General features: G+C 62.9%; 20 protein-coding genes and 1 pseudogene. 10 read left to right on the plus strand and 11 right to left on the minus strand.

Annotation, left to right across the window (positions count from 1 at the left end; all coding sequences use genetic code 11):
- The first annotated feature begins 5 nt into the window (after positions 1-5).
- Positions 6-464, plus strand: a complete 459-nt coding sequence (cueR, locus tag IGS68_RS26735) for a Cu(I)-responsive transcriptional regulator (protein WP_201075836.1) — start codon at positions 6-8, stop codon at positions 462-464.
- A 218-nt stretch (positions 465-682) separates the two neighbouring features.
- On the opposite strand, the gene IGS68_RS26740 is transcribed toward cueR, so the two are convergent.
- The 3 genes from IGS68_RS26740 to IGS68_RS26750 form a co-directional block, all read right to left on the minus strand.
- Positions 683-2,161, minus strand: coding sequence for a calcium-binding protein (locus IGS68_RS26740; protein ID WP_201075837.1), 1,479 nt, complete (start codon positions 2,159-2,161; stop codon positions 683-685).
- A 428-nt stretch (positions 2,162-2,589) separates the two neighbouring features.
- Positions 2,590-3,105, minus strand: a complete 516-nt coding sequence (locus tag IGS68_RS36365) for a copper chaperone PCu(A)C (protein ID WP_201075838.1) — start codon at positions 3,103-3,105, stop codon at positions 2,590-2,592.
- A gap of 370 nt (positions 3,106-3,475) precedes the next feature.
- Positions 3,476-3,673 carry a hypothetical protein gene (locus IGS68_RS26750; protein ID WP_201075839.1) on the minus strand — a complete coding sequence of 66 codons (198 nt, stop codon included), beginning with the start codon at positions 3,671-3,673 and terminating at the stop codon, positions 3,476-3,478.
- A gap of 491 nt (positions 3,674-4,164) precedes the next feature.
- Between IGS68_RS26750 and IGS68_RS26755 the strand changes: the two genes are divergently transcribed.
- From IGS68_RS26755 to IGS68_RS26770, 4 genes are all read left to right on the plus strand, one after another.
- Positions 4,165-4,713 (plus strand): cupredoxin domain-containing protein, encoded by a 549-nt coding sequence (locus IGS68_RS26755; RefSeq protein ID WP_201075840.1) that lies wholly within the window; start codon positions 4,165-4,167, stop codon positions 4,711-4,713.
- 11 nt (positions 4,714-4,724) lie between these two features.
- Positions 4,725-6,524, plus strand: a complete 1,800-nt coding sequence (locus IGS68_RS26760) for a copper resistance system multicopper oxidase (RefSeq protein WP_201075841.1) — start codon at positions 4,725-4,727, stop codon at positions 6,522-6,524.
- 14 nt (positions 6,525-6,538) lie between these two features.
- A complete protein-coding gene (locus tag IGS68_RS26765; protein ID WP_228435200.1) occupies positions 6,539-7,294 on the plus strand; it encodes a copper resistance protein B in 756 nt (251 codons plus the stop codon).
- A 71-nt stretch (positions 7,295-7,365) separates the two neighbouring features.
- A complete protein-coding gene (locus IGS68_RS26770; protein ID WP_201075843.1) occupies positions 7,366-8,406 on the plus strand; it encodes an adenylate/guanylate cyclase domain-containing protein in 1,041 nt (346 codons plus the stop codon).
- Between the two features lie 124 nt (positions 8,407-8,530).
- Here IGS68_RS26770 and IGS68_RS26775 read toward each other — a convergent pair whose 3' ends face one another.
- The 3 genes and pseudogenes from IGS68_RS26775 to IGS68_RS26785 all read right to left on the minus strand — a co-directional run bounded on the left by IGS68_RS26775 (position 8,531) and on the right by IGS68_RS26785 (position 10,960).
- Positions 8,531-8,965: a c-type cytochrome gene (locus tag IGS68_RS26775; protein WP_201075845.1), complete on the minus strand. Its 435-nt coding sequence runs from the start codon at positions 8,963-8,965 to the stop codon at positions 8,531-8,533.
- A 251-nt stretch (positions 8,966-9,216) separates the two neighbouring features.
- A pseudogene (locus tag IGS68_RS26780) lies at positions 9,217-9,699 on the minus strand (IS630 family transposase); the annotation flags it as partial.
- 61 nt (positions 9,700-9,760) lie between these two features.
- Positions 9,761-10,960 (minus strand): IS256 family transposase, encoded by a 1,200-nt coding sequence (locus IGS68_RS26785; protein ID WP_201075849.1) that lies wholly within the window; start codon positions 10,958-10,960, stop codon positions 9,761-9,763.
- Positions 10,961-11,421: 461 nt separating this feature from the next.
- Here IGS68_RS26785 and IGS68_RS26790 point away from each other — a divergent pair.
- Positions 11,422-12,923 (plus strand): ISNCY family transposase gene (locus IGS68_RS26790; protein WP_201081701.1). Its coding sequence is split into 2 segments (ribosomal slippage): positions 11,422-12,319 and positions 12,319-12,923, totalling 1,503 coding nucleotides; the frame shifts between segments, so codons are not numbered across the junction.
- Here the strand turns inward: IGS68_RS26790 and IGS68_RS26795 are convergent.
- The 4 genes from IGS68_RS26795 to IGS68_RS26810 all read right to left on the minus strand — a co-directional run bounded on the left by IGS68_RS26795 (position 12,862) and on the right by IGS68_RS26810 (position 15,636).
- On the minus strand, positions 12,862-13,287 hold the full coding sequence (locus IGS68_RS26795; protein ID WP_201075851.1) for a transposase: 426 nt from the start codon (positions 13,285-13,287) through the stop codon (positions 12,862-12,864). The two genes, IGS68_RS26790 and IGS68_RS26795, sit on opposite strands and share 62 nt — an antisense overlap.
- Before the next feature lie 60 nt (positions 13,288-13,347).
- Complete coding sequence (locus tag IGS68_RS26800; RefSeq protein ID WP_201075853.1) at positions 13,348-13,827, minus strand: hypothetical protein; 480 nt, start codon at positions 13,825-13,827, stop codon at positions 13,348-13,350.
- 106 nt (positions 13,828-13,933) lie between these two features.
- Complete coding sequence (locus tag IGS68_RS26805; RefSeq protein WP_201075855.1) at positions 13,934-15,343, minus strand: MFS transporter; 1,410 nt, start codon at positions 15,341-15,343, stop codon at positions 13,934-13,936.
- Positions 15,344-15,369: 26 nt separating this feature from the next.
- A complete protein-coding gene (locus IGS68_RS26810; protein ID WP_201075862.1) occupies positions 15,370-15,636 on the minus strand; it encodes a metal-sensing transcriptional repressor in 267 nt (88 codons plus the stop codon).
- 216 nt (positions 15,637-15,852) lie between these two features.
- Here IGS68_RS26810 and IGS68_RS26815 point away from each other — a divergent pair, with 216 nt between their 5' ends.
- From IGS68_RS26815 to IGS68_RS26830, 4 genes are all read left to right on the plus strand, one after another.
- Positions 15,853-16,254: a hypothetical protein gene (locus tag IGS68_RS26815; protein ID WP_201075864.1), complete on the plus strand. Its 402-nt coding sequence runs from the start codon at positions 15,853-15,855 to the stop codon at positions 16,252-16,254.
- Positions 16,255-16,392: 138 nt separating this feature from the next.
- Entirely contained in the window at positions 16,393-17,037 is a 645-nt protein-coding gene (locus IGS68_RS26820; RefSeq protein ID WP_228435201.1) for a HupE/UreJ family protein, read from the plus strand.
- A gap of 14 nt (positions 17,038-17,051) precedes the next feature.
- Positions 17,052-17,753, plus strand: coding sequence for a transmembrane anchor protein (locus tag IGS68_RS26825; protein ID WP_201075868.1), 702 nt, complete (start codon positions 17,052-17,054; stop codon positions 17,751-17,753).
- Positions 17,754-18,034: 281 nt separating this feature from the next.
- Complete coding sequence (locus tag IGS68_RS26830) at positions 18,035-18,991, plus strand: lipid II:glycine glycyltransferase FemX (RefSeq protein WP_201075869.1); 957 nt, start codon at positions 18,035-18,037, stop codon at positions 18,989-18,991.
- A 48-nt stretch (positions 18,992-19,039) separates the two neighbouring features.
- Here the strand turns inward: IGS68_RS26830 and IGS68_RS26835 are convergent, their stop codons facing one another.
- A complete protein-coding gene (locus IGS68_RS26835; protein ID WP_201075871.1) occupies positions 19,040-20,572 on the minus strand; it encodes a M20/M25/M40 family metallo-hydrolase in 1,533 nt (510 codons plus the stop codon).
- Positions 20,573-20,883 lie beyond the last annotated feature (311 nt).

The following is a 20,883-nucleotide window of genomic DNA, read 5'->3' on the forward strand; positions in this document are numbered from 1 at the left end:
TGGTCATGAACATCGGCCAGGCGGCCAAGGCGTCCGGTGTGAACGCCAAGCTCATCCGCTATTACGAAAGCATCGGGTTGATTCCCGAGGCGGGTCGAACCGCCTCGGGGTACCGGGTCTACACCCCGCACGAGGTGAACATCCTACGGTTCGTGAGGCGTGCCCGCACGCTGGGATTCAGCATCGAGCGCATCCAGCAGCTCGTCGGCCTGTGGCGCGACAAGGACCGGGCGAGCGCCGAGGTCAAGCGGATTGCGCTCGACCATGTCGCCGAACTCGAAGTCAAAATTGCCGAAATGCGGGCGATGAGCGACACACTCCAGGAACTTGCCGACGCCTGCCAGGGTAACCATCGGCCGGACTGCCCTATCCTGCGGGATCTCGAGAACTCCGCCCCTCGATTGGCACGGGGGAATAGTCGCCTCCCGTTCGAAGGAGTGGCGGGGGCAAATCAAGCTCCATGATCTCTGTGGGAACCTGAGGGCGGTAGGCTGGGATGCCAACATAGCTCACCAAGGCGGGGCCGTTCGGTTGGTCAGATCCAAAGGGCAGACATCCGGAAATTGCTGCGGTCGCATAAACACCCCGATGGGATGCATCATAGACCAGGGAGCAACATGCTTGCCGTGACACTTCCCTGAAGAAGCGGGCTGGGGTCGCCCAGCCCGCCTTGGCATGTTTATCAGGCTACGAAGAGGTAGTCCCTAGCCGGATTTGACGAAGCTGTCTCATCGTTCTGGAAGATGTACTCCGAACCCGAGGCAGTGATTGTGGGATCGTTCTCGAAGCGCCCACGGAGTCCGTCGTCGGCGTTGAACATGAAATCGTCCTGCGCCATCTGGCTTTTAGTAAGCCCAGTGAGGAAAATGGATCCATCGATTTCCGAGTCGGTATCGGTGTTCCAGCTAACCAGCACACCGCTGTCGCCATCTCGAGCCGTGTCCGCCACAGTCACCTCATCCGGCAGGATATCGCGGAAGGCAATGTGGTCGAAAGCGCCCGGACCTGCGTCGAACCCGCCAATCACCACATCGTCGCCACTATCGGGTGCGACGATGAAGGCATCCGCACCGTCTCCTCCATCCAGCTTGTCGTTGCCCATGCCACCCTCGAGCATGTCGTGGCCAGCACCAGCGTATAGCGCATCATTACCAGCGGCGCCCATCAGGTTGTCAGCCATCATGCCACCGTGGAGTTCGTCGTTGCCGTCCTCGCCCTTCAGATCATCCTGTCCATCGCCACCGTTGAGGGTGTCGTTTCCCTTACCACCCCATAAATCATCATTCCCGCCTTCGCCGAAGAGAATGTCATCGCCTGCTCGACCGATGAAATAATCGCGATCGGAGGTACCTTTGAACGTGTCTGCGTTATCGCTACCGATCCTCACGGCAACGTCGTCAAAATTGAAGGCCTTCCTGGCTTTATCCTCGTCTCCTGGTTGCGGGGGCTCTGCTTGGTTGCCTTCATTCTTGATGAACTCAGTAGCCGTGACCTGATTGGCATCAGCATCGGTTGGGGTGATGACCTTGCGGTCGTCGGTGAACATGAAATCGTCCTGAGCAAGATCGGTTTTCAGGAGACCCCGCAGCAGAACTGAGCCCTCGCCTTCGTTCCAGCTGATCAGCACGCCGTCCTTCGTGTCCTGAAACCGAAGTTCTTCAGGTTCTACATCCCGCAACGCCAGGTGATCGAGCATGCCGGGTCCGGCTGCAAAGTCCTTGATGGTGTCGTGACCGCTATCCGGAGAAACTACGAAAGCATCACCACCCGGCCCGCCGGCAAGAACATCATCTCCCTCACCACCCTCAAGGTCGCCGTGCCCGGCTCCCTCCCGAAGATGGTCGTTGCCGGTGCCGCCGCGCAGGGTGTCGGCCTCAGGGCCACCCTTGAGGCGGTCATTGCCGGCACCACCATCAAGATGATCCATGCCGGCCTTCCCTGTCAGGCGGTCGTTTCCGCGGCCGCCTAACAGATCATCGTCCATGGTACCACCGGAAAGGCGATCCCTGCCACCGCGACCAAATACGATATCCATGTTATCGGAACCGAAGTACTTGCTCTTTCCTTCAGTTCCAATGTAAAGAGTAACATCGTCAACGGTAGGGCGGGTTTTTTCCTGGTGCATGCTGTCCTTGCCAGTGTGGCTTGCCTCGGCTTCCATGGGGTCATCCTCTCGTCATGTTATTATGAAAAGCGCTGCTGAGTATTATTGATATTCTCTCAGTAGCAGTGTCCGCCAAGATCTGTGCGGCTCATCGCTGGACATGCGTTCTTTCCAGTGCGCTTGTGGAGTCAGCAGGGTGAACTCTACTCCTCAGGCTTTGGTTCCCGCACCGGGTAGTCATGTTACATTTCGTAACATTAGCAAAACCGAGGGAGATTCTGATTTATCTTAAATCATTGACTTCGTTTCAGCGCGTCAGTAGTTTCGCGCGTCAGCACCGTTGTCTCAGATATTATCCTATCGGAAGTGCCCTCCGGACAGGCACCAACCTCAACGACCGCCTACTGCCCGCCACTCAGACCTTGGGTTCGCTGTTCAACTGACAACTCCCATAGATGGCTATGTTTTCCGAGCTCTAACAGGCCCTAGTGAACATGGATCGAAGTACTTCTGCTCCAACCTGTAAAGTGCAGCGTTATTGAAAACTCATCTCCAGAATGGAGAGCTTTCCGCAGAGGGTGAAGCACATAATGGAGGTGAGAAGTTGTAAGGTCTAATGTTTCTTCTGAGCGAATGCCTATTGATTGCAGAACCGACGTTTCTCTGCTGCCAACACGCGCGACAAGCTCAGTGTTTTTGGCCACTGGGGTTGATATGCCAGTAAGATGTAGGCCTGTGCGGCTGTTGTTTATGATTCGAAATCTTACTTTTGACCGACCACCTTTCTCGGCCGGAGTTGCGGTTCCAGCTTCTATACGTATGTCGCCCAGCTCTGCCGGCTCATCGGCCAACGCGGGGTGCATCATGACCATCATCAAACCCCCCAGAGCCCAAGCAGCAATCCGGAGGGGCAGAGACTGTTTCACTAAAATCTCAACCACTTTGCCGAAAACTTTTCTTAGATCTGGATTGCTCATGAAGGATCTGACTGCGGCTATCATCGATTTTCATCCTGGTGTTTGAAGCCGGGCATCCAACCGGAGTTCACTCATTTTGAAGAATTTTCAGTTTTTTGTTTGTATTGCTGCTGCGAGACTTACCTATAGCAGGACAGGATTGTCTTGTTGATTTCGAAATGTTACGAAATATTGCAAATGGTGCATGCCTCGAATTCTAAACAAGATGATAGTGTCCAGGTCGAGGTGTTGGGCCTGAGCATCATCTGCAACATAGACCACCTCAGGGGGTAACAATGCCACCCACCGGGATAAAAGCGCTCTTGCAACCAGTTCTGACTGGTGCGATATAAACGGGAGATCGGGCATCGCCCGTGGGCATGGAATGACAGTGGGCATGCGCTTCACACGCTTTCTAGCGGCTGTACTGTTCGGTCTCCTCCTTGGCTGGGGAGGCGTGGCCATGCCTGATGCCGCGATGGCCGACATGTCCCACCACGATATGCCGATGGGCGAAGAGCCTGCGGCCGACTGCGACGAGCAGCCGGGGCACAAGAGCCACGATAATCATCAGCACCAGGGCGACCAGGAAGACCCTTCTAAGCTCTCTCACGGAGGGTGCTGTGTGATGGTCTGTAGTAGCGTAGCGGCCTTGGAGCCGAGCTATCTGCAGGTAAAGCCCATCGAGTGGGTGCCCGCTCGTCTGCAGATCGTGAGTGACGATTTGCTCAGGAAGCGCTCCGTACCTCCCTTGCGCCGCCCTCCCAGGACCTCGATCTGAGGCCCTCTGCCCGCGGAGTTGCACGGGCCTGAGGCTTTGCAGCGCTCATCCCCGTAAGTGGGACGCACTGCAACCAGCGCATCGATCCAGCTCAAGATTCCTGACCGGGAACGGTTAACCTGCGATGCCCCAGCCGCGCACGCCCTTCGCGTGCCCGTGCCTTACCGGCTCGCCGACCCTCATCCCGTTGCTTGATCTCAAGGCTGGTCGGTCGCTGCACGTTTCGACTCAATTCCTTGCCTTCCTGGCCATCCTTGGCTGGGAGCCGCAATCTTCCTGGCTTTCGCCCGCCTCGGCGAGGCCAGAGACAGAGGACACTCGACATGCGTCTGAACTCTCGCATTCTGAACGCCATCGCCGCCCTGATGACTGGGGCCAGTCTCCTTGCCACATCCGGCATCGCTCTGGCCGACGCCGGTCACAAACATGGGATCGGCGAGCCTGCGAAGGCTTCGGCCGCCAAGCGGACCGTGCAAATCGAACTGGGTGACAATTTCTACAGTCCGGAATCCGTTCAAGTGAAAGCCGGGGAGACGGTCCGCTTCGTTCTCAAGAACCAGGGCGAGTTCCTGCACGAGTTCAATATCGGCACGGCCGCCATGCACGCCTCCCATCAGAAGGAAATGGCCATGATGATGGAGCACGGCATGCTGACGCCGACAGGTATCAACAAGAACATGAGCGGTATGGACCATTCCAAAATGGGAATGGCCGAGATGAAACATGACGACCCGAACAGCGTCCTTGTCGAGCCCGGTCAGACCAAGGAACTGACCTGGAAGTTCACCAAGGACACCGCCCTAGAGTTCGCCTGCAACATACCCGGCCACTACGAGTCCGGGATGGTCGGCAAGGTCGAGTTCAAGCGTTGAAGGAAGGGCACATGCACACTGCACGGCGCGGCCTTTCCCGCCGCGACGCCCTCAAGCTCGCCGGAGCGGCGGGCTTGGCGGGCATCATCACGGTCTATCCTGGGCGCCGCGTCTTCGCGGCCGCAGACCAATCGCTCAACTTGGCAGTCGAACGGACCCGCATCACCATCGACGGTGAAACCAGTAGCGCCATCTCCATCGGCGGTTCGATACCAGCGCCCACGCTGCGATGGCGCGAGGGCCAGGAAGTGGTTATCTATGTGACCAACCGGCTGGATGAGGGAACCTCAATTCATTGGCACGGGCTCCTGCTCCAGGGCGTCATGGATGGGGCTCCCGGGTTCAATGGTTTCGTGCCAATTGGTCCCGGCGAGACCTACACCTACCGCTTCAAGCTGCGCCAGGCGGGCACCTACTGGTACCACAGCCACTCCGCCTCGCAGGAGCAGGAGGGCATGTACGGGGCCATCGTGATCGAGCCCGCCGGGCGTGATCCCGTCCGGGCCGACCGCGACTACGTGGTTCTGCTCTCCGACCACACGCCGGAGGACCCCGAAAACGTCCTGCGCAAGCTCAAGGTCAGTGAGGGCTATTACAACAACAATAAGCGTACCCTGATCGACTTCTTCCGGGACGCCCGGCGCGATGGCCTGGGAGCTACGATCAACGATCGCCTCGCCTGGGGCGAGATGCGCATGGACGCCACCGACCTCGCCGACGTGACCGGCTACCAGTTCCTAGTCAACGGCAAGGGGCCGCGGGATAACTGGACGGCTGTCTTCAATCCGGGTGAGCGGGTGCGTCTGCGGATCATCAACGGTTCGGCCATGTCGATCTTCGACGTCCGCATCCCTGGACTGCCAATGACCGTGGTTTCTGCCGACGGGCAGAACGTGGTGCCGGTGAAGGTCGATGAGTTCCGCTTTGGCGTTGGGGAAACCTACGACGTCATCGTCATGCCCACGGAAGACAAGCCTTTCACCTTCTTCGCCGAATCGATCGACCGCACGGGCTTCGCCCGGGCGACGATCGCGACCCGCGAAGGGGTGGAAGGCGACATCCCCGAGCGGCGCCCCCGCGCCATCCTGACCATGGCCGACATGGCGATGGCTCCCGGTATGGACCATGGCTCGATGGCGGGCATGGATCACAGCAGTATGCCCGGAATGGATCATAGCGCCATGCAGGGTATGAACCATGGCAACATGCCTGGAATGGACCATGGTGCCATGCAGGGCATGGATCATAGCGCCATGCAGGGAATGGATCACGGCAATATGCCTGGTATGGACCAGGGCAGTATGCCGGGCATGAACCAGGGTAAGGCGGGAAGCAAGGATCAGGCGGTGGGCTGGGGCGATGCAGGTACACCGCCCGGTGCCAAGGCCCTCTCCTACGCGGATCTGAAGGCACTTTCCAAGGCCAAGGATCTGCGTGAGCCCTCCCATGAGATCGAGGTCCAGCTGACGGGCATGATGTCGCGCTACATCTGGACTTTGAACGGGGAGAAGTTCGATGAGGGAGCCCCGATCCGGGTAGCCTATGGTGACCGTGTCCGGATCCGCTTCGTGAACACGACCATGATGGCCCACCCGATGCACCTGCACGGGATGTTCGTGGAGATTGAAAACGGCCAGACGGATCGGATGCCCAAGAAGCATGTCGTGCTCGTCCCGCCGGGCCAGGTCACGACGGTGCAGCTGACTGCGGACGAGCCCGGTGAGTGGCCCTTCCACTGTCACCTCCTCTACCACATGGCCTCGGGCATGATGACGCGCTTCATCGTCGAACCCCGCACGGCAAGCCTCTGATCCAGGAACGACGGATGACAATGACGACAATGGTCCCGCACAGGGCCGCCCTCATGGCCGGGGCCATCCTGCTGGCGATTTCGGCGGGCTCGGCCCGGGCCGCCGAGGAGCAACCGCCCGAGCAGTTCCACGAGGAGCCGCCGGTTGTCGGGACGCTTCTCATCGACCAGTTCGAGCACCGCTGGCGGGACGGTGAGAACTCGATCAACTGGGACGCTCAGGGCTGGGTCGGCGGAGACACCAACAAGGTTTGGTTCAATGCCGAGGGCAGCAAGCCCGTCGATGGGGAGGTGGAGGAGGCTGAATTCCAGCTTCTCTACAGCCGCATGACGTCGGAGTTCTGGGACGCGCAGATTGGCATCCGCCACGACGTAAGGCCACAGCCGCAGACGACCTACGGCGTGATCGGGTTCCAGGGCGTGGCCCCGTACTTCTTCGACGTGACCGCCCAGCTGTTCGTCAGCGAGGACGGCGACTTCAGCGCCCGCCTGGAGGCCGAGTACGACCTGCTCATCACGCAGAAGCTCATCCTCCAGCCGGCCGCCGAGGTCAACGTCTCGGCGCAGCGGGTCCGCGAGCTTGATGTCGGTCCCGGCGTCAACGACGTGGAGCTGGGACTGCGCCTGCGCTACGAGGTCGTCCGCGAGTTCGCCCCCTATATCGGCGTGAACTGGGAGCGGAAGCTGGGCGAGACCGCCGACATTGCCCGCGAGCACGGCGAGGATCCGAGTGACTTGTCCCTGGTGGCGGGCGTGCGCTTCTGGTTCTGAGGCACTGGGGCGGTCATTGCGGTGGCTGCCCCAACTTCCTGCCGGTGGCGAAGAGGGGAGATTCACAAGGATTGGCCTTACGGTACTTCGTTTGCCTCGTCATTGGCGGCCTGCTTCTGGCAGCATTGTATGGGGCGCTTACGGACCCGTCACCCCTTGAGGGCGCCGTTAATGCCCTTGTTGTGGCAGCGGTCATTGGCCTGCCGCTCGCTGTGTATGAGACCCATCTTCGCTGGCTCGTTCCTTCGGCGACGCGCCGTTGGCCGTTTGGTTGGCTCGTCCTGATCAAGTCTGCCGGATACACTGTTTGGATCCTACTCGGCACCAAGATTGGCGCGCGCCTGACACATCATTCCGATGGCCCAGCACTGGTCGATCTCTTCGTCCATCGGGAAACGGTGGTGGTGGCGATGCTCGCAGCCATTGTGGTCAATATCCTGTTCGCCGTGAATAAGCTTCTTGGTCCCGGTATGCTGTTTAACTTTCTCATTGGGCGTTACCACCGGCCGCGGCGCGAAGAGCGTCTCTTTCTTTTCCTGGATATTTGTCACTCGACCACCATCGCCGAGCAGATTGGCGATCTCAAGTTTCACGCCTATCTGGACGATTTTTTCCGAATGGTCGGCCGTGCAACACGCGATTGTGGTGGCGAGGTGCATGATTATATCGGCGATGAAGTTATCGTGACTTGGTTCCTAGACGGGAGTGCCGTTACCGCCCTAGACTTTTTCCCCGTGCTCGCGCAGAGATTGGCAGCCCGCCAGGTAGAGTTTCGTCGGACGTACGGCTATGAGGTCGCCTTTCGAGCTGGCCTGCATCTCGGCCCTGTGGTGGCCGGCGAGGTCGGAGAGGTCAAGCGGAAGATCGCCTTCCTGGGTGATACGGTGAATACCGCCGCACGGCTGGAACAGCTGGCCCGTACCAGAGAGGTCAGTCTCCTGGCCAGCCGTTCGGTCCTCGACCGGCTGCAGTTGCCGCCCGGAATGAAGGCCTCGTCACTCGGCTTGCTCCACGTCCGCGGCAAGGCACAACCGATGGAAGTCTTCCGTTTGGATCTGCTGGAAGAGCCGATCTCTGTCGCCATGCCAAGCGAATCGGAGCCGTCATTGTGATGTAGACCAGCGTGCGCCTGGGATCAGAAAAATTGGGCCCTCAGTCATCTCGTGGGTGTCACCGGCAAGGCAGACCCTCGTACCTTCACATCCAGAACACCCGAAATCCAGGTGTTCCCAACGTTCATTTCTTCTTCTGTCGGACATTATCAAGGCAGCTGGAACATTCCTGACCGACAGCCTTGAATTCCGCCGCCAGCTGCGCCTTATCGCCGGAGGCAGCCGCGGCCACGGGTTCCTCGACGGCGGCATCCAAGCGACGCATGCTGGCGCCGAATTCCGTCCGATTGGTCCAGACGGCGGGAGTGGCCTCAGTATGGTGACCGTCGCTGCCCGGCGGGAACATGTGCGCGACATGCTCGCAGTGATGGTGCATGCTCTCGGCGAGCTGCTTTGCCGTCCCCTGATCGAAGGCCGATTTGCCCGCCAGCATGGCGCCCAGAGCCTTCATGTGCTGGCCCATCTGCTTCATGACGTCCATCCGCTGCGCCACCACGCCGGTTGCGCCCTCGTGGGCAGTCGCCGCACCGGCCGCCAGGAAGACGAAGGCCAGGGACATTGCGGCGATACGCCGGCGGGAGGCGATTGACGGCTGTGGCATGGCGAATTTCTGACTGGAACCTGACGAACACTGCTGGGAAGACGTATTATTCGCGGTTTTATTCCATGTGTGGGGATAAGCGGTTCACCGGGTCAAGGGGCGTGGGTGCTGTATCCGTCTTGTCGATGCCCACCATAACCTCGAGCCTCGGTATAGCGCTGGACCTGCTCCGGCGTCAGCACCTCCATCATCGCTAGAGCTTCGAGCCTTTAATCTGACGCATATCCTGCGTGTCTGAGATAGTTCCAGCACTCGTCAGGAGTGTATAGATCGCAGATCGATCCGACGGCTTTCCAGAGTTCCTCGATGGTGCGGGCGCCGATGCGTCGGAGATGGGCCTTGAGCTTGGCGAAGGCCATCTCGATCGGATTGAGGTCGGGGCTGTAGGGCGGCAGGAAGAGAAACCAGGCGCCGCGTTGCTTGAGGATGGCCTTGGCCTTTTCGCTTTTGTGGCTGGACAGGTTGTCGAGGATGACGACGTCGCCCGGCCGCAGGGTCGGCGCGAGCTGGGTTTCCACATAGGTTTCGAAGAGGCAGCGGTTCATCGCTCCGGTGACGATCCACGGGGCGGTCAGGCCGTCGCAGCGCAAGGCGGCGATGAAGGTCTGGGTGCCCCAGTGGCCGAACGGGGCCTGGGCCTTGAGGCGCTGCCCGCAAGGTGCCCGGCCCCGCAGCCGGGTCATCTTGATCGTGTCCCGGGAAGTGGTGTAGGAGCGAGGGGCATAGTCATCGCTCTCCGGCCGGTTGGGCCGGTCAGGCAGTCACTGCCGACAGCCTGACGCTGTCAGTATGCCCGAGCGGGGTCATGGTCTCCAGGCTCATATAACGGCGGCCGACTGCCCATTCGTCGTTCTGCTCGAGCAGGATGGCACCGGTGAGCCGAAGGATCGCCGCGTCATTGGGGAAGATGGCGACCACGTCGGTGCGCCGCTTGATCTCGCCGTTGACACGTTCGAGCGGATTCGTCGAGCTGATCTTGGCCCAGTGATCGCAATGGAAGTCCATGTAGGCCAGCACGTCATACTCGGCCTCGTCCATCAGGGCAGCCAGTTTGGGAAAGCGCTCACGTAAGCCATCGGCGACCTGCCGCCATTGCCGATGGGCGGCCTCGGCCGTCTCCTGGGTGAATGCGGTGCGGATGGCGGCCGCCACCATGGCCCGCTGCGACGGGCCGACATGGGCCAGCGCGTTGCGATAAAAATGATGAATTCGACACCGTTGCCAGGTCGCGCTGAGCACCTTGGACGCGGCCGCCTTCAGCCCCTCGTGGGCATCGGAGATCACCAGCTTCACGCCACGCAGGCCACGGCGTGTCAGCGAGCGCAGGAACCGGGTCCAGAACACCTCGGCTTCGGAAGGGCCGACCTCCAGGCCGAGCACCTCGCGTCGGCCGTCGGTGTTGACCGCCACGGCGACTATCACGGCCACCGAGATGATCCGCCCGCCCTCGCGCACCTTCACGTAGGTGGCGTCAATCCACAGGTATGGCCAGTCGCCTTCCAGTGGGCGGCTCAGGAAGGTGCCGACGCGCGTGTCGATGTCCTCGCACAGCCGCGAGACCTGGGACTTGCTGATCCCGGTCATGCCCATCGCCCTGACCAGCTCATCGACGCTGCGCGTCGAGACGCCGTGGACATAGGCTTCCTGAATGACCGCCGCGAGCGCCTTCTCCGCCGTGCGCCGGGGCTCCAGGAAGCCGGGAAAATAGGAGCCCTTGCGCAGCTTGGGGATCTGCAGCGTGAGCGTGCCGGCGCGGGTGTCCCAGGCCCGCTCGCGGTAGCCGTTGCGCTGGTTGGTGCGTTCGGGCGTCCGTTCCCCGGGCGCGGCGCCGCATAGGCTTTCCACTTCCAGGTCCATCATGCGCTGGGCGACGAAGCCGATCATCTCACGCAGCAGGTCCTCGTCAGAGCCCTTCTCCAAGAGCTCACGAAGGATCATTCTGTCCACGGTCATCGTGGTCCTCTCCAGGTCCGTTCAAGGTGTCGCAACCCGAACCTACCGGAGTCCGCGATGACCGCCGCTATGGATAAGTGGCCCGCCTACGCCAGCTCGAGAAGGCGCTTCGGCGGGCCACTTACCCACAGCTCTCCTACACCACTCGCGGGGACACAACGGTCATCTCTTCGTGGTGGTGGCGGTCTCGTCGATGAACACCAGCCGCTCCGGCTCCTCGCGCATCCGGGGCTGACGATTGTCCCGCCAGATCCGGCGGTCCCGCGCCACGTCACTGCGACCGGCCTCGCTTGCCAACAATGTTTTTTTTCCAGAACGGCAAAGCTGGCCTTCTGTTGAATGCGCAGTGAGGTTGCGAGTGGGGAGGCGGTAGAATGGGCCGGCAGTCGATGCGACCGCCGCCGACGCGGTGGCGGATCCTGGAGACGGTGACGCGACAGTGCCCGGAATGCGGCGGTCGGCTGCACTGCCAATACATCAACCGCCGCGCCGTGGTGACACTGGACGGGCTGCTTGGCCTGCAGCTCAGGGTCCGGCGTTGCGTCAACTCGGACTGCGCCCGTTTCCACCGGGCGTTTCGACCGGAGGCCGAAGGAGCGCTGGCGCTGCCCCAGCAGGAGTTCGGGCTCGACGTGATCGCCCTGGTTGGCCGGCAGCGCTACGGCGCTCGGGCCAGCGTGCCGGAGATCCATGCCGAGCTGGTCCGGCGCGGCGTGGCGATCTCCCAGCGCAGCGTCACCAACCTACTCGACCGCTACGACGAACTGGTCGCCACCGCGACCGGCGATCCCGACCGGCTGCGGGCCCGGTTCAAGGACCAGGGCCGGGTCATCCTGGCGATCGACGGCCTGCAGCCGCAGATGGGCCACGAGGTGCTGTGGGTGATCCGCGACTGCCTGTCCGGCACCGTCGTGCTGGCCAGGGCCCTGCTGTCGGCAACATCCGCCGACCTGGAGCCGCTGCTGCGCCGGGCCGCCGAGCTCGCCGGCGTGCCGGTGGCCGGGGTGGTCAGCGACGGACAGCTCTCGATCCGCACTGCGGTCGCCCGGGCTTTGCCCGGCGTGCCGCACCAGCTGTGCCACTTCCACTACCTGCGCGAGGCGGCGCGTCCGATCTTCGAGGCCGACCGGCACGCCAAAAAGGAGTTGAAGAAGCGCGTCCGCGGCATCCGGCCGATCGAACGCGCGGCCGAGGCCCGTCAGGACGCTGGGGGCGATCTGATCCGCGGCTACTGCGCTGCGGTGCGCAGCGCCCTGGGCGCTGACGGCCGGGCGCCGCTGGAGGCTGCCGGACTGACGCTGAAGGCGCGGCTGGAGGCGGTGTCGGACAGTCTGCAGCGGGTCGCGGCAAAGGGGGGGACGACCGGCAGGTCCAGGCACCGAGCCGGCTGGTCGGCGGTGCCCTGGGCGACACCGAGCATCTGTGGCCGGACATCGCCCGGGCGTTCGGCTGGGTACACCGGGCGGCGCACATCATCAAGAACACCGAGGCGCTGCCGGCGCCGGCAGTGGCCCGGCGACTGGACGGCCTGTGCGGCGCGATGTCCCGGCACCGCGCGCGGGCCGGCGGTCTGTGCGAGGCGGTCGGTCACTTCCTCAAGGTAACCCGCAGCTATCGCCCCGGCCTGTTCCACTGCCATACCGTCGCTGATCTGCCGGGCACCAACAATGCGCTGGAAGGGCTGTTCGGCTCCTACCGTTACTGTCAGCGGCGTACGACCGGTCGGCGCGCGGCCTCATCGGCCACCGTGGTCAGCGGTCCCGCCCGTCTGGTCGCGTGGGTGGTCTCCCGTCTCGCGCCACTCGAGGCCGCCGATCTGGCCGGGGTCGATCGAACCCGCTGGCTCGCCCTGCGGGCCGACATCAAGGCTCGCCGTCTGCAGCGGACCAGAGGCAGCCGCTTCAGGCGCGATCCCCAGGCCTACCTGCGCAGTCTCGAGGCCCAGTATGCCGCCGCAAAGTGAGTTTTGCCGGTCTGGTTTTTTTGACGCTGAAGCCGCGGGCGATCAGGAACCGCGACAGCGAGGCCGGGTGAACCGTGACACCGCGGGCGGCTTCCAGCTTGGCTGCCAGTTCGGACATGGTGATGTCGCCTTTGGCCTTCACCCAGCCGATCAGCAGATCGGCATGGGGCGCCAGCTTGCCGCCGCCGGGCGGACGCCCTTGCCGCGCCGGCTCCAGTGAACCGGTCTTCGCCTTGCGTTGCGCCAGCCGGATGCTCGTACTCGGGCTGACGCCGAACCGGCGGGCCGCCGAGCGGCACGAACTCCCACCCTCGATCGCTCCGATGATCCGTACACGCAAATCAGACGAATAGCCCTGACCCATGATCCACCTCCATGAACGGTGAATCACATCCCGGCATAGAGCGCAACATTGATTCCGGTTTCACGCTCGCCGCTCTAGGTGATAGCGGAGGTGAGCGGCTCTCAGCGCACCCTGCGTCACTCCGATCGCGCTCGTCGCCGATTCCAGGTTCGCTGGCGTAACCGCCTTCTCGGCGAACAGCCGCTCCAATTCGGTTTCCTGCTGGATCAGGCGTTCACCCAAAGGTACGGCCTCTGCCTTCATGGCCTCGAACAAGGCTTTGGTACGCTCGCGCTGGACAGCGCTGAGCCTGAGGGCGTCAGCGTTCTCCAGGGTGTGCGAAGGACCGGGATACCCGTTCAACTCGGCCGGGAGCGCGTACCCCATGCCGCGGCCGGCGCGCAGATCGGCGATCTGCTGGTCGGAAAGCGCCTTAATGGGGCGGGAATGGAGATGGGCATAAGGCTGCTGCGGTGTGTGGGTCACCTGCGTTGACGCGACCCCCGACAGGCCAAGCGCAGTAAATGCGAGGAAAGCACTGAGGGCAAGGGCTCGGAACATGCGCGGTCTCCTGCAGACAATGACAGATCCTCCCTCGCCCAAGCTGGATTGGCAAGCGTCAACAAGCTCCGATCGAAGACAACTTCAGCAGCGCAATCCTAGGGCTTCAGCCCTGCCGGGGCCATGCGACGTGGTGCCGGTCAATGACCAGCGCGTGCTTGTGACGGATCGGCGCGTGCCGGTGGGGATGGGCGTGGGGCTCGGGTCCTTCCCATCCCTCATGGGCATGCTGGTGGTGTTCGTCATGGACATGGAGGTGGTCGTGGCCGAAGCCGGCATGGACGTGCTCGACCTCGACAGGATCTCCCGAGGGCCACAGACGGCCTGCCAACGCTGTCGCCGCGACGGCCAGAATACCCAGAACCATGAAGGCGGCACCCACGCCGGCACGGGCTCCGACCCATCCTGCCAGGGGATAGGCCACCAGCCAGCAGGCATGGCTCAGGGCGAATTGCGCTGCGAACACCGCCGGGCGATCCTCGGCATGGGCGGATCGCCGCAGCAGTCGTCCCGAGGGCGTCAGCACGGCCGAGTTCGCTGCACCGAGCACGAACCAGACCGGCAGCAGCAGCGGCAGCGCCGCCGTCAGGCGTGCCGGCAAGCCGCCGGTACCGAGCAGGACGGACATCACGAGCGTCCCGGCGGCAAGCAGCCAGGATCCTGAGAGCATAACCGCCCGGTCGGTGACCCGCTCGAGCAGGTGCGGCAGTACGAAGGCAACTACCATCGACCCGGCGCCGTAAGCGGCCAGAACGATCGCCACGTCGGCTTCCGAGCCGCCCAGCATGCCGCGCACGATGACGACGGTGTTCACGATGACCATGGCCCCGGCCGCAGCCACCGCGCCGTTGAACGCCAGCAGTCCCCGCAGACGCGGCGTCTTCAGGTAAATCCGAATACCCCGCGTCGTCCGCTCGTAGGTCCCGCCGCGGAGATCGACAGGCTTGGGGCTGGGTAATGCCGCGGTGCGGACCAGCAGGGCCGACCCCAGGAAGCCGACCACCGTTCCGACAAACAGGTCGTGGTAGCTGACCACCGCCAGCAGGAGTGCCGCGAGCGTGGGACTGGCAAGACTTTCCAGGTCATAGGCGAGACGCGCCAGCGAAAGCGCCCTGGTGTATTCCGCCTCGTCCGGCAGAACCTCCGGGATGGTCGCCTGGAAAGTGGGCGTAAAGGCCGCGGAGGCCGACTGAAGGACGAAGATCAGGGCATAGATCTGCCAGACTTCTGTGACGAACGGCAGCGACAGGGCGATGGCGGCCCGGACCAGGTCCATGGCGACGAGGAAGGCGCGCCGGGGCAACCGGTCAGCGAAGGCGCTGACAACCGGCGCCACGCCGACATAGGCCACCATCTTGATCGCCAGCGCCGTGCCGAGCACGGCGCCCGCATCGGCCCCGGCCAGATCGTAGGCCAGCAATCCGAGCGCCACCGTCAGCAGCCCGGTGCCGATCAGCGCGATGACCTGTGCAGCGAACAGGTGACGATACGTGCGATTGATCAATGGGGAGAGCATAGTGGCCCCCTGAACCTGACAGTGGTTTACAGGTACCTGGCGATCTGCCTGAACTCATCGAGCGCGGCGCGGTTCTCGCGGGCCAGCGGCCCGGCGGCCTCCTCAAGGCAGTGGCCGAGGTGGTCGTGGATGAACACCGCCTTGGCACCCTCCAGCGCCCTGATCACGGCATGCATCTGCTGGGCAACTTCCAGGCAGCTCCGGCCGTCCTCGATCATGGCGATGGTGGAGGCGAGATGACCGTGCGCCCGCTTCAGGCGGTTGATCACATCAGGATGGCTTGTGTGGGTCATGAAGTCTATGGTATCCCCCTGGAGGGGATATGGCAATTGCCTGGACAGCCACACCGGCTTTCGGGCATCAGGTGAGTACGGTGAGCCGACAGCTGCTCGATCCTGATGCCCTGCGGAGTGGTGGAGTTTTGAAAGTTTCTGATCAGACCACTACGGGCATACACTCCGAATTTCTGCTTACCGGTTTCCGACTTTCTTGCTACCAGAAAATCCACCATGCTGCGATCGGCGATGAAAGCACTCACGGCAGGCATCAGGTTGGTCATCGTGCTGGCGATGGCGCTCGGCGTGCTGCCCGTCTCGAACACCCTTTCCTCGTCGCACGATCCGCTGACACTCCAGCTCTCGGAAGTTGGGCAGCACAGCGCGCTTTCCGGGCTTGCCACGGCCGAACACACCCACTTCGATGAGGAAGAGGTGTCGGATGAGTGGGAGCCGGGACACGATCACCGGCATAACCCGGCCGATCACTCGCACGACTCCCCCGGCCCGGCTCTCGTCCTGTCCATGGTTGTGCACGACCAGGCGCCGGAGTGGCAGCTGTTTTATCAACTCTCGCCCTATCGGGCCCCAGCTTTTCGAATCGATCGTCCGCCGCGTTCGCTGCTCGTTGCCTGACTGAAAGCCTGCGGGCTCCATCTCATCAACGAACATCGGGCATCATCCATGCATGGATCTTCTCGAGACGACCGGCCGTGGCCGCTTGATGCGCGGCACAGACCGGGTCTTCTGGCGCTGCTTGGCCTTGCCCTCCTCATGGCATTCGGTGCTGACGCTCACGCCCACGGCGTTGCGGAGGGGGACAAGGGCTACATTCAGGAAATCACGGGAATCCATCTGCTGCCGTTCATGTACCTGGGCGCCAAGCATATGGTGACCGGCTATGACCACCTCCTGTTCCTGTTCGGCGTCATTTTCTTCCTCTACAGGCCCAGCCACATCGGCATCTATGTCAGCCTGTTCGCCATCGGGCACTCGACCACGCTGCTGCTCGGCGTGATCTTCGACACGAACGTCAGCTCGTACCTGATCGACGCCATCATCGGGCTCTCGGTCGTCTACAAGGCGCTCGACAATCTCGGTGCCTACCAGCGCTGGTTCGGATTCCAGCCGAACACGAAGCTGGCGACCCTCGTCTTCGGGCTTTTCCACGGCTTCGGCCTCGCGACCAAGATCCGCGAGTTCGACATCGCGCCGGACGGCCTGATCCCCAACCTTCTGGCCTTCAACGTCGGCGTCGAGGTCGGCCAGCTGCTGGCGCTCGCCGCCATCCTGATCCTGATGGGCTACTGGCGCCGGACCGACAGCTTCTGGCGCCATGCCTACACCGCCAACGTCGCCATGATGACCGCCGGGTTCATGCTGACCGGCTATCAGCTCACCGGCTGGTTCGTCATCTGACTAAGGAAGAGATCATGTACAACACCGATATTCCCTCCCGCGCCGAGTTGCCAAGCTCCGCCCAGCTTGTTCGCTCGACCCTGATCGCGGCCACCACCGCGGCGGCCCTGCTGGTCACCACGATCCTGCCCGCCGAGTACGGGATCGACCCGACCGGCATCGGGCGCGTCCTGGGTCTCACGCAGATGGGTGAGATCAAGGCCCAGCTCGCCGAGGAGGCGGAGCAGGACCGTCTATTCGATCAGGGCGGGACACCGGCAGCACCGCAGGCCCCTGCCGCGCCGGACCAGCGCTCCAGCCTGATGGACACGCTCCTGGCGCAGATCGTCATCGCGCCGGCCTCGGCTGAAACTCTACCGGCTGCAACCCTGCCCGCGCAGGTGGCCCAGGCCGGCCGCACCGACGAGACCTCGGTCACGCTCGCCCCTGGCGAAGGCGTCGAGGTCAAGATGGAGATGCGCAAAGGAGCGCAAGCCACCTACTCCTGGAAGACCGAGGGCGGCGTAGTCAATCATGACACTCATGGCGAGCCGTACGACGCGCCGAACAAAACGCACAGCTACAGCAAGGGTCGCGGCGTCGCGAGCGACCAGGGCACCCTCCAGGCTGCTTTCGACGGCAATCACGGCTGGTTCTGGCGTAACCGGGGTGACGGGACCGTGACGGTCACCCTCAGCACGAGCGGTGACTACGAAAACTTGAAAAGGAAGAAGTGACAGGAACTTGGGCGGCGTGGATCAGGTCCGCGCCGCCGTCCTGAGATGGGAGTAGCTACCGAGACCGTAGCAGGCAGGCGGTTCTTGCCACCCTGACTGCTGGTGAAAGCTCACCGCTGAGAAAGTTTCATGGGTATGAGGCAGATCATGACCACTCGCCCGGTTAGAGAAACACACCGTTCGCGGTTCGCCGCTCCCTCGGACAGCCGCCAGAGGCTGGCGCCGCACGATCCTCGCCCTCCTGACCAGCCCAGGCGCGCCCAGGGCCATGGGCGCGCAGCATGACGCTCCCGTTCAATCCTTTCCGGATCGACTGGAATGACTGCACTTTCGGCCAGTGGGAGGCCCTGCTGGCCCGCTGCAAGCGGCCGACGCTACTCCAGACCTGGCAGTACGGCGTCGCCATGGCGAAAGTCGAGGGCTGGAAGGCGGATTTCGGCATCATCCACTTCGAAGGCAAGCCGGTCGGCCTGGTTCTGGTTCAGACCAGGAAATGGCTGCCTTTCCTCACCGCCTGCCGCATCCACCGTGGTCCCTTGTGGATCTACGATGAGATCCCCGGCGAGATGCTGAAGCTCGTGCTGGGGATGCTCCGGCAGCGGTACCAGTTGCGCCGTGGCCAGCCCCTGATGTTCCACCCCGAACTCCCCGATGATCCCGCCACGCGGCAGCGGATGTCGGCGACCGGGTTTCGGCGGTGGAGCGAGGGTTACGCATCGGTCTGGCTCGACTTGGCCTCGGGCCCCGACGCGCTTCACGCCGGGCTGCATGGAAAGTGGCGCAACCAACTGCGTCAGGCCGAACGGCACAACCTCGTGCTGGAGACGGAGACATCGGCCGGAAAGAGGTTCGACTGGCTGATGGAGCACTACCTCGAGGACAAGGTCGCGAGAAGCTACCCGGGTCCGTCGCCCGCGTTCCTGCGGGCGATGCACAGTGCCTCGGCCGACAAGTCGCCCCTGGTCGTGTTACGAGCCCTGCAGGGCGGCGAGCCGGTCGCCGGTGTCCTGCTGGTCCGGCATGGGCGGGCGGCGACGTACCAGGTAGGTTGGACGAGCGAGCGGGGACGCGCGGTGCGGGCCCACCATTTCCTGCTCTGGCAGTCCGTACTCTGGCTCGTCAAGCACGGCTACACCGGCTTTGACCTGGGCGGCATCAACGAAAAGACACCAGGCATCGCCCGGTTCAAGACCCGCATGGGAGGCAAGCCGTTTCGCCTCGTCGGCGGCTATGTCTGAATTCCCTTGGGCGACCTTCAGGAGTTCTGTCGTTGTGAAAACAGCCGTCTAATCACGGGCAGCATCCCCGAGCATGATGATGGCGTGGGCAGCCGCATCGGCCAGCTCGTCGAGAGCCGTTCGGTTGACCGCGTCGAGAGTGTCGCATGCTTCGTGATAACAGGAGTCGTAAGGCGCACCGGCGGATCCACCGAACATCCCGGCTTCCCTGGTGGACTTGGTTTCGCCGTCGCCGGCAAGAAGCCCGCCTACCGGCACACCATGCTCGACGAATGACAAGTGATCCGACGCGTCCTCGAGCGGCTTCTCGGCAACGGTCAGCCCGACCGCCGCGAAATAGGTCCGGAAGATGCGCTCGATCCGCTCCGATCCTGGCGGTGCCGCCTTTTCACTCGCCGAGCCGTCTCCGTCATAGACAAATCGCCCGTAGTTGGACGATCCGAGTGTGTCGAAGTTCAGCACGGCCATGATCCGCTTGAGTTCGGCAGGCGAGAGCGAGGCGGCATGGTGATGTGACCCGAGCATCTCGTTCTCCTCGTCGGTCCAGAGCGCGAAGCGCAGCCTGTTGGCTGTCTTGATGTCGAGCTGGGATAGCTGCCGGGCGACTTCCAGGATCGCGGCAACACCGGTGCCATTGTCGTTGATGCCCGGCCCTTCCGGAACACTGTCCAGATGAGCCCCGATCAACACCACCGACCCGGGATCACCTCCCGCGGTATCAGCAATGACGTTGCGGGAGCGATAAGAGAATGCACGCGTCTCCACATTCAGCTGCACTGTGATCGGTCCGCGTCGCAGGGCCTCGGCAAGCACCGAGCCCGTCGCATGGTCAAGCCGCACGCCTGGTATGGCGGTCATTTCCCCGACCCGCTGCGTGACGGCGCGTGTCATGCGGTCCGAGCGCTGATCGTAAACGATGACGGCGCCTGCACCCGCGGCGGCCGCATTCCTCACCTTGCGCCAGACCGAGCAGGAGCCTCGTTGAACAAGAGCGACCGAACCGCTTGAAAGCCGGGCGAAGTCGCCCCTGTCGCAACCATCACCCGCAGGCCGCAACGGCGCCTCTACGGAGCCGGCCGCGGAGTAAGGCAGTGTGTGAAGCTGAAAGTCCCGGAGGTCCAGCCCGGACTCCTTGGACGCCGTCAATCGAGGTGGCTGCGTCTCCTGCACGATGGGGATCTCGACGGTCTCGAAACGGACCTGATATCCCGCCTCGCGAAGTTGCCCGGCGACATAATCGACCGATGCCTCGTGCCCAGCCGTGCCGGCAGCCCGGTTTCCACCATTCTCATCGGCGATCGCCTGCAAAGCGGCGAGATGGCGAAGCATGTGGTCGGGCGTGACGGCGGTGCGCAGGGCCGCACTCGCGGTTAACCCACCCTGGAGGGCGGCGGACGATTGCGACTTCACCGTGGAAGGGCCGTCGGTGCCGGCCACCGCGTCCGGTTTCAGCCCTTCAGCAGCAGCCGTAAGGCCGGCGAGCGGAAGCGCTAAGAGAGTGGTCGTGAAAGCGAAAAGAGCGGTGCGCGCCGGCATGCGCAGCGAGCGTGGCCAGCATCGGCGCAGAGATCCGATCATCATCAGGGCTCCGTTGTTGGTCTATGGAAGGCCGCGCGCGGGGCGCGGTCACGCAAGGAGACCGTGACGCGGAGGCCGGTCGAGACGGAAGAACGGTTCGCCGTAGATGTTTCGGTGTGGCTCGCTCCGCGATGTCTTTTCGTCTGCACAGCCAAGTGCAGCAAGTGTCATTGCGGAGCCCATTGTCTCGTGCGAGTGGTCAGCAGAATTGTGGCCCTGGACATGGTTAGGTTGGCATTCCTTTTGCGATCCTTCACCGTGTACGTCATTCCTGTCTACGGCTGCGTTCGGCAGGCTGGAATGACGACCCTGTT

The organism is Skermanella sp. TT6, assembly GCF_016653635.2.
Taxonomy (GTDB): Bacteria; Pseudomonadota; Alphaproteobacteria; order Azospirillales; family Azospirillaceae; genus Skermanella; species Skermanella cutis.

Coding starts and splice junctions, on each gene's coding strand:
- IGS68_RS26805 (WP_201075855.1), bottom strand. CDS start 15,343: ATGCTCTCCCCATTGATCAATCGCACGTATCGTCACCTGTTCGCTGCA.
- IGS68_RS26765 (WP_228435200.1), top strand. CDS start 6,539: ATGACAATGACGACAATGGTCCCGCACAGGGCCGCCCTCATGGCCGGG.
- IGS68_RS26810 (WP_201075862.1), bottom strand. CDS start 15,636: ATGACCCACACAAGCCATCCTGATGTGATCAACCGCCTGAAGCGGGCG.
- IGS68_RS26835 (WP_201075871.1), bottom strand. CDS start 20,572: ATGATGATCGGATCTCTGCGCCGATGCTGGCCACGCTCGCTGCGCATG.
- IGS68_RS26755 (WP_201075840.1), top strand. CDS start 4,165: ATGCGTCTGAACTCTCGCATTCTGAACGCCATCGCCGCCCTGATGACT.
- IGS68_RS26795 (WP_201075851.1), bottom strand. CDS start 13,287: ATGGGTCAGGGCTATTCGTCTGATTTGCGTGTACGGATCATCGGAGCG.
- IGS68_RS26740 (WP_201075837.1), bottom strand. CDS start 2,161: ATGGAAGCCGAGGCAAGCCACACTGGCAAGGACAGCATGCACCAGGAA.
- IGS68_RS26775 (WP_201075845.1), bottom strand. CDS start 8,965: ATGTCCCTGGCCTTCGTCTTCCTGGCGGCCGGTGCGGCGACTGCCCAC.
- IGS68_RS26800 (WP_201075853.1), bottom strand. CDS start 13,827: ATGTTCCGAGCCCTTGCCCTCAGTGCTTTCCTCGCATTTACTGCGCTT.
- IGS68_RS26830 (WP_201075869.1), top strand. CDS start 18,035: ATGACGCTCCCGTTCAATCCTTTCCGGATCGACTGGAATGACTGCACT.
- IGS68_RS26825 (WP_201075868.1), top strand. CDS start 17,052: ATGTACAACACCGATATTCCCTCCCGCGCCGAGTTGCCAAGCTCCGCC.
- IGS68_RS36365 (WP_201075838.1), bottom strand. CDS start 3,105: ATGATAGCCGCAGTCAGATCCTTCATGAGCAATCCAGATCTAAGAAAA.
- IGS68_RS26785 (WP_201075849.1), bottom strand. CDS start 10,960: ATGACCGTGGACAGAATGATCCTTCGTGAGCTCTTGGAGAAGGGCTCT.
- IGS68_RS26815 (WP_201075864.1), top strand. CDS start 15,853: ATGCTGCGATCGGCGATGAAAGCACTCACGGCAGGCATCAGGTTGGTC.
- cueR (WP_201075836.1), top strand. CDS start 6: ATGAACATCGGCCAGGCGGCCAAGGCGTCCGGTGTGAACGCCAAGCTC.
- IGS68_RS26820 (WP_228435201.1), top strand. CDS start 16,393: ATGGCATTCGGTGCTGACGCTCACGCCCACGGCGTTGCGGAGGGGGAC.
- IGS68_RS26760 (WP_201075841.1), top strand. CDS start 4,725: ATGCACACTGCACGGCGCGGCCTTTCCCGCCGCGACGCCCTCAAGCTC.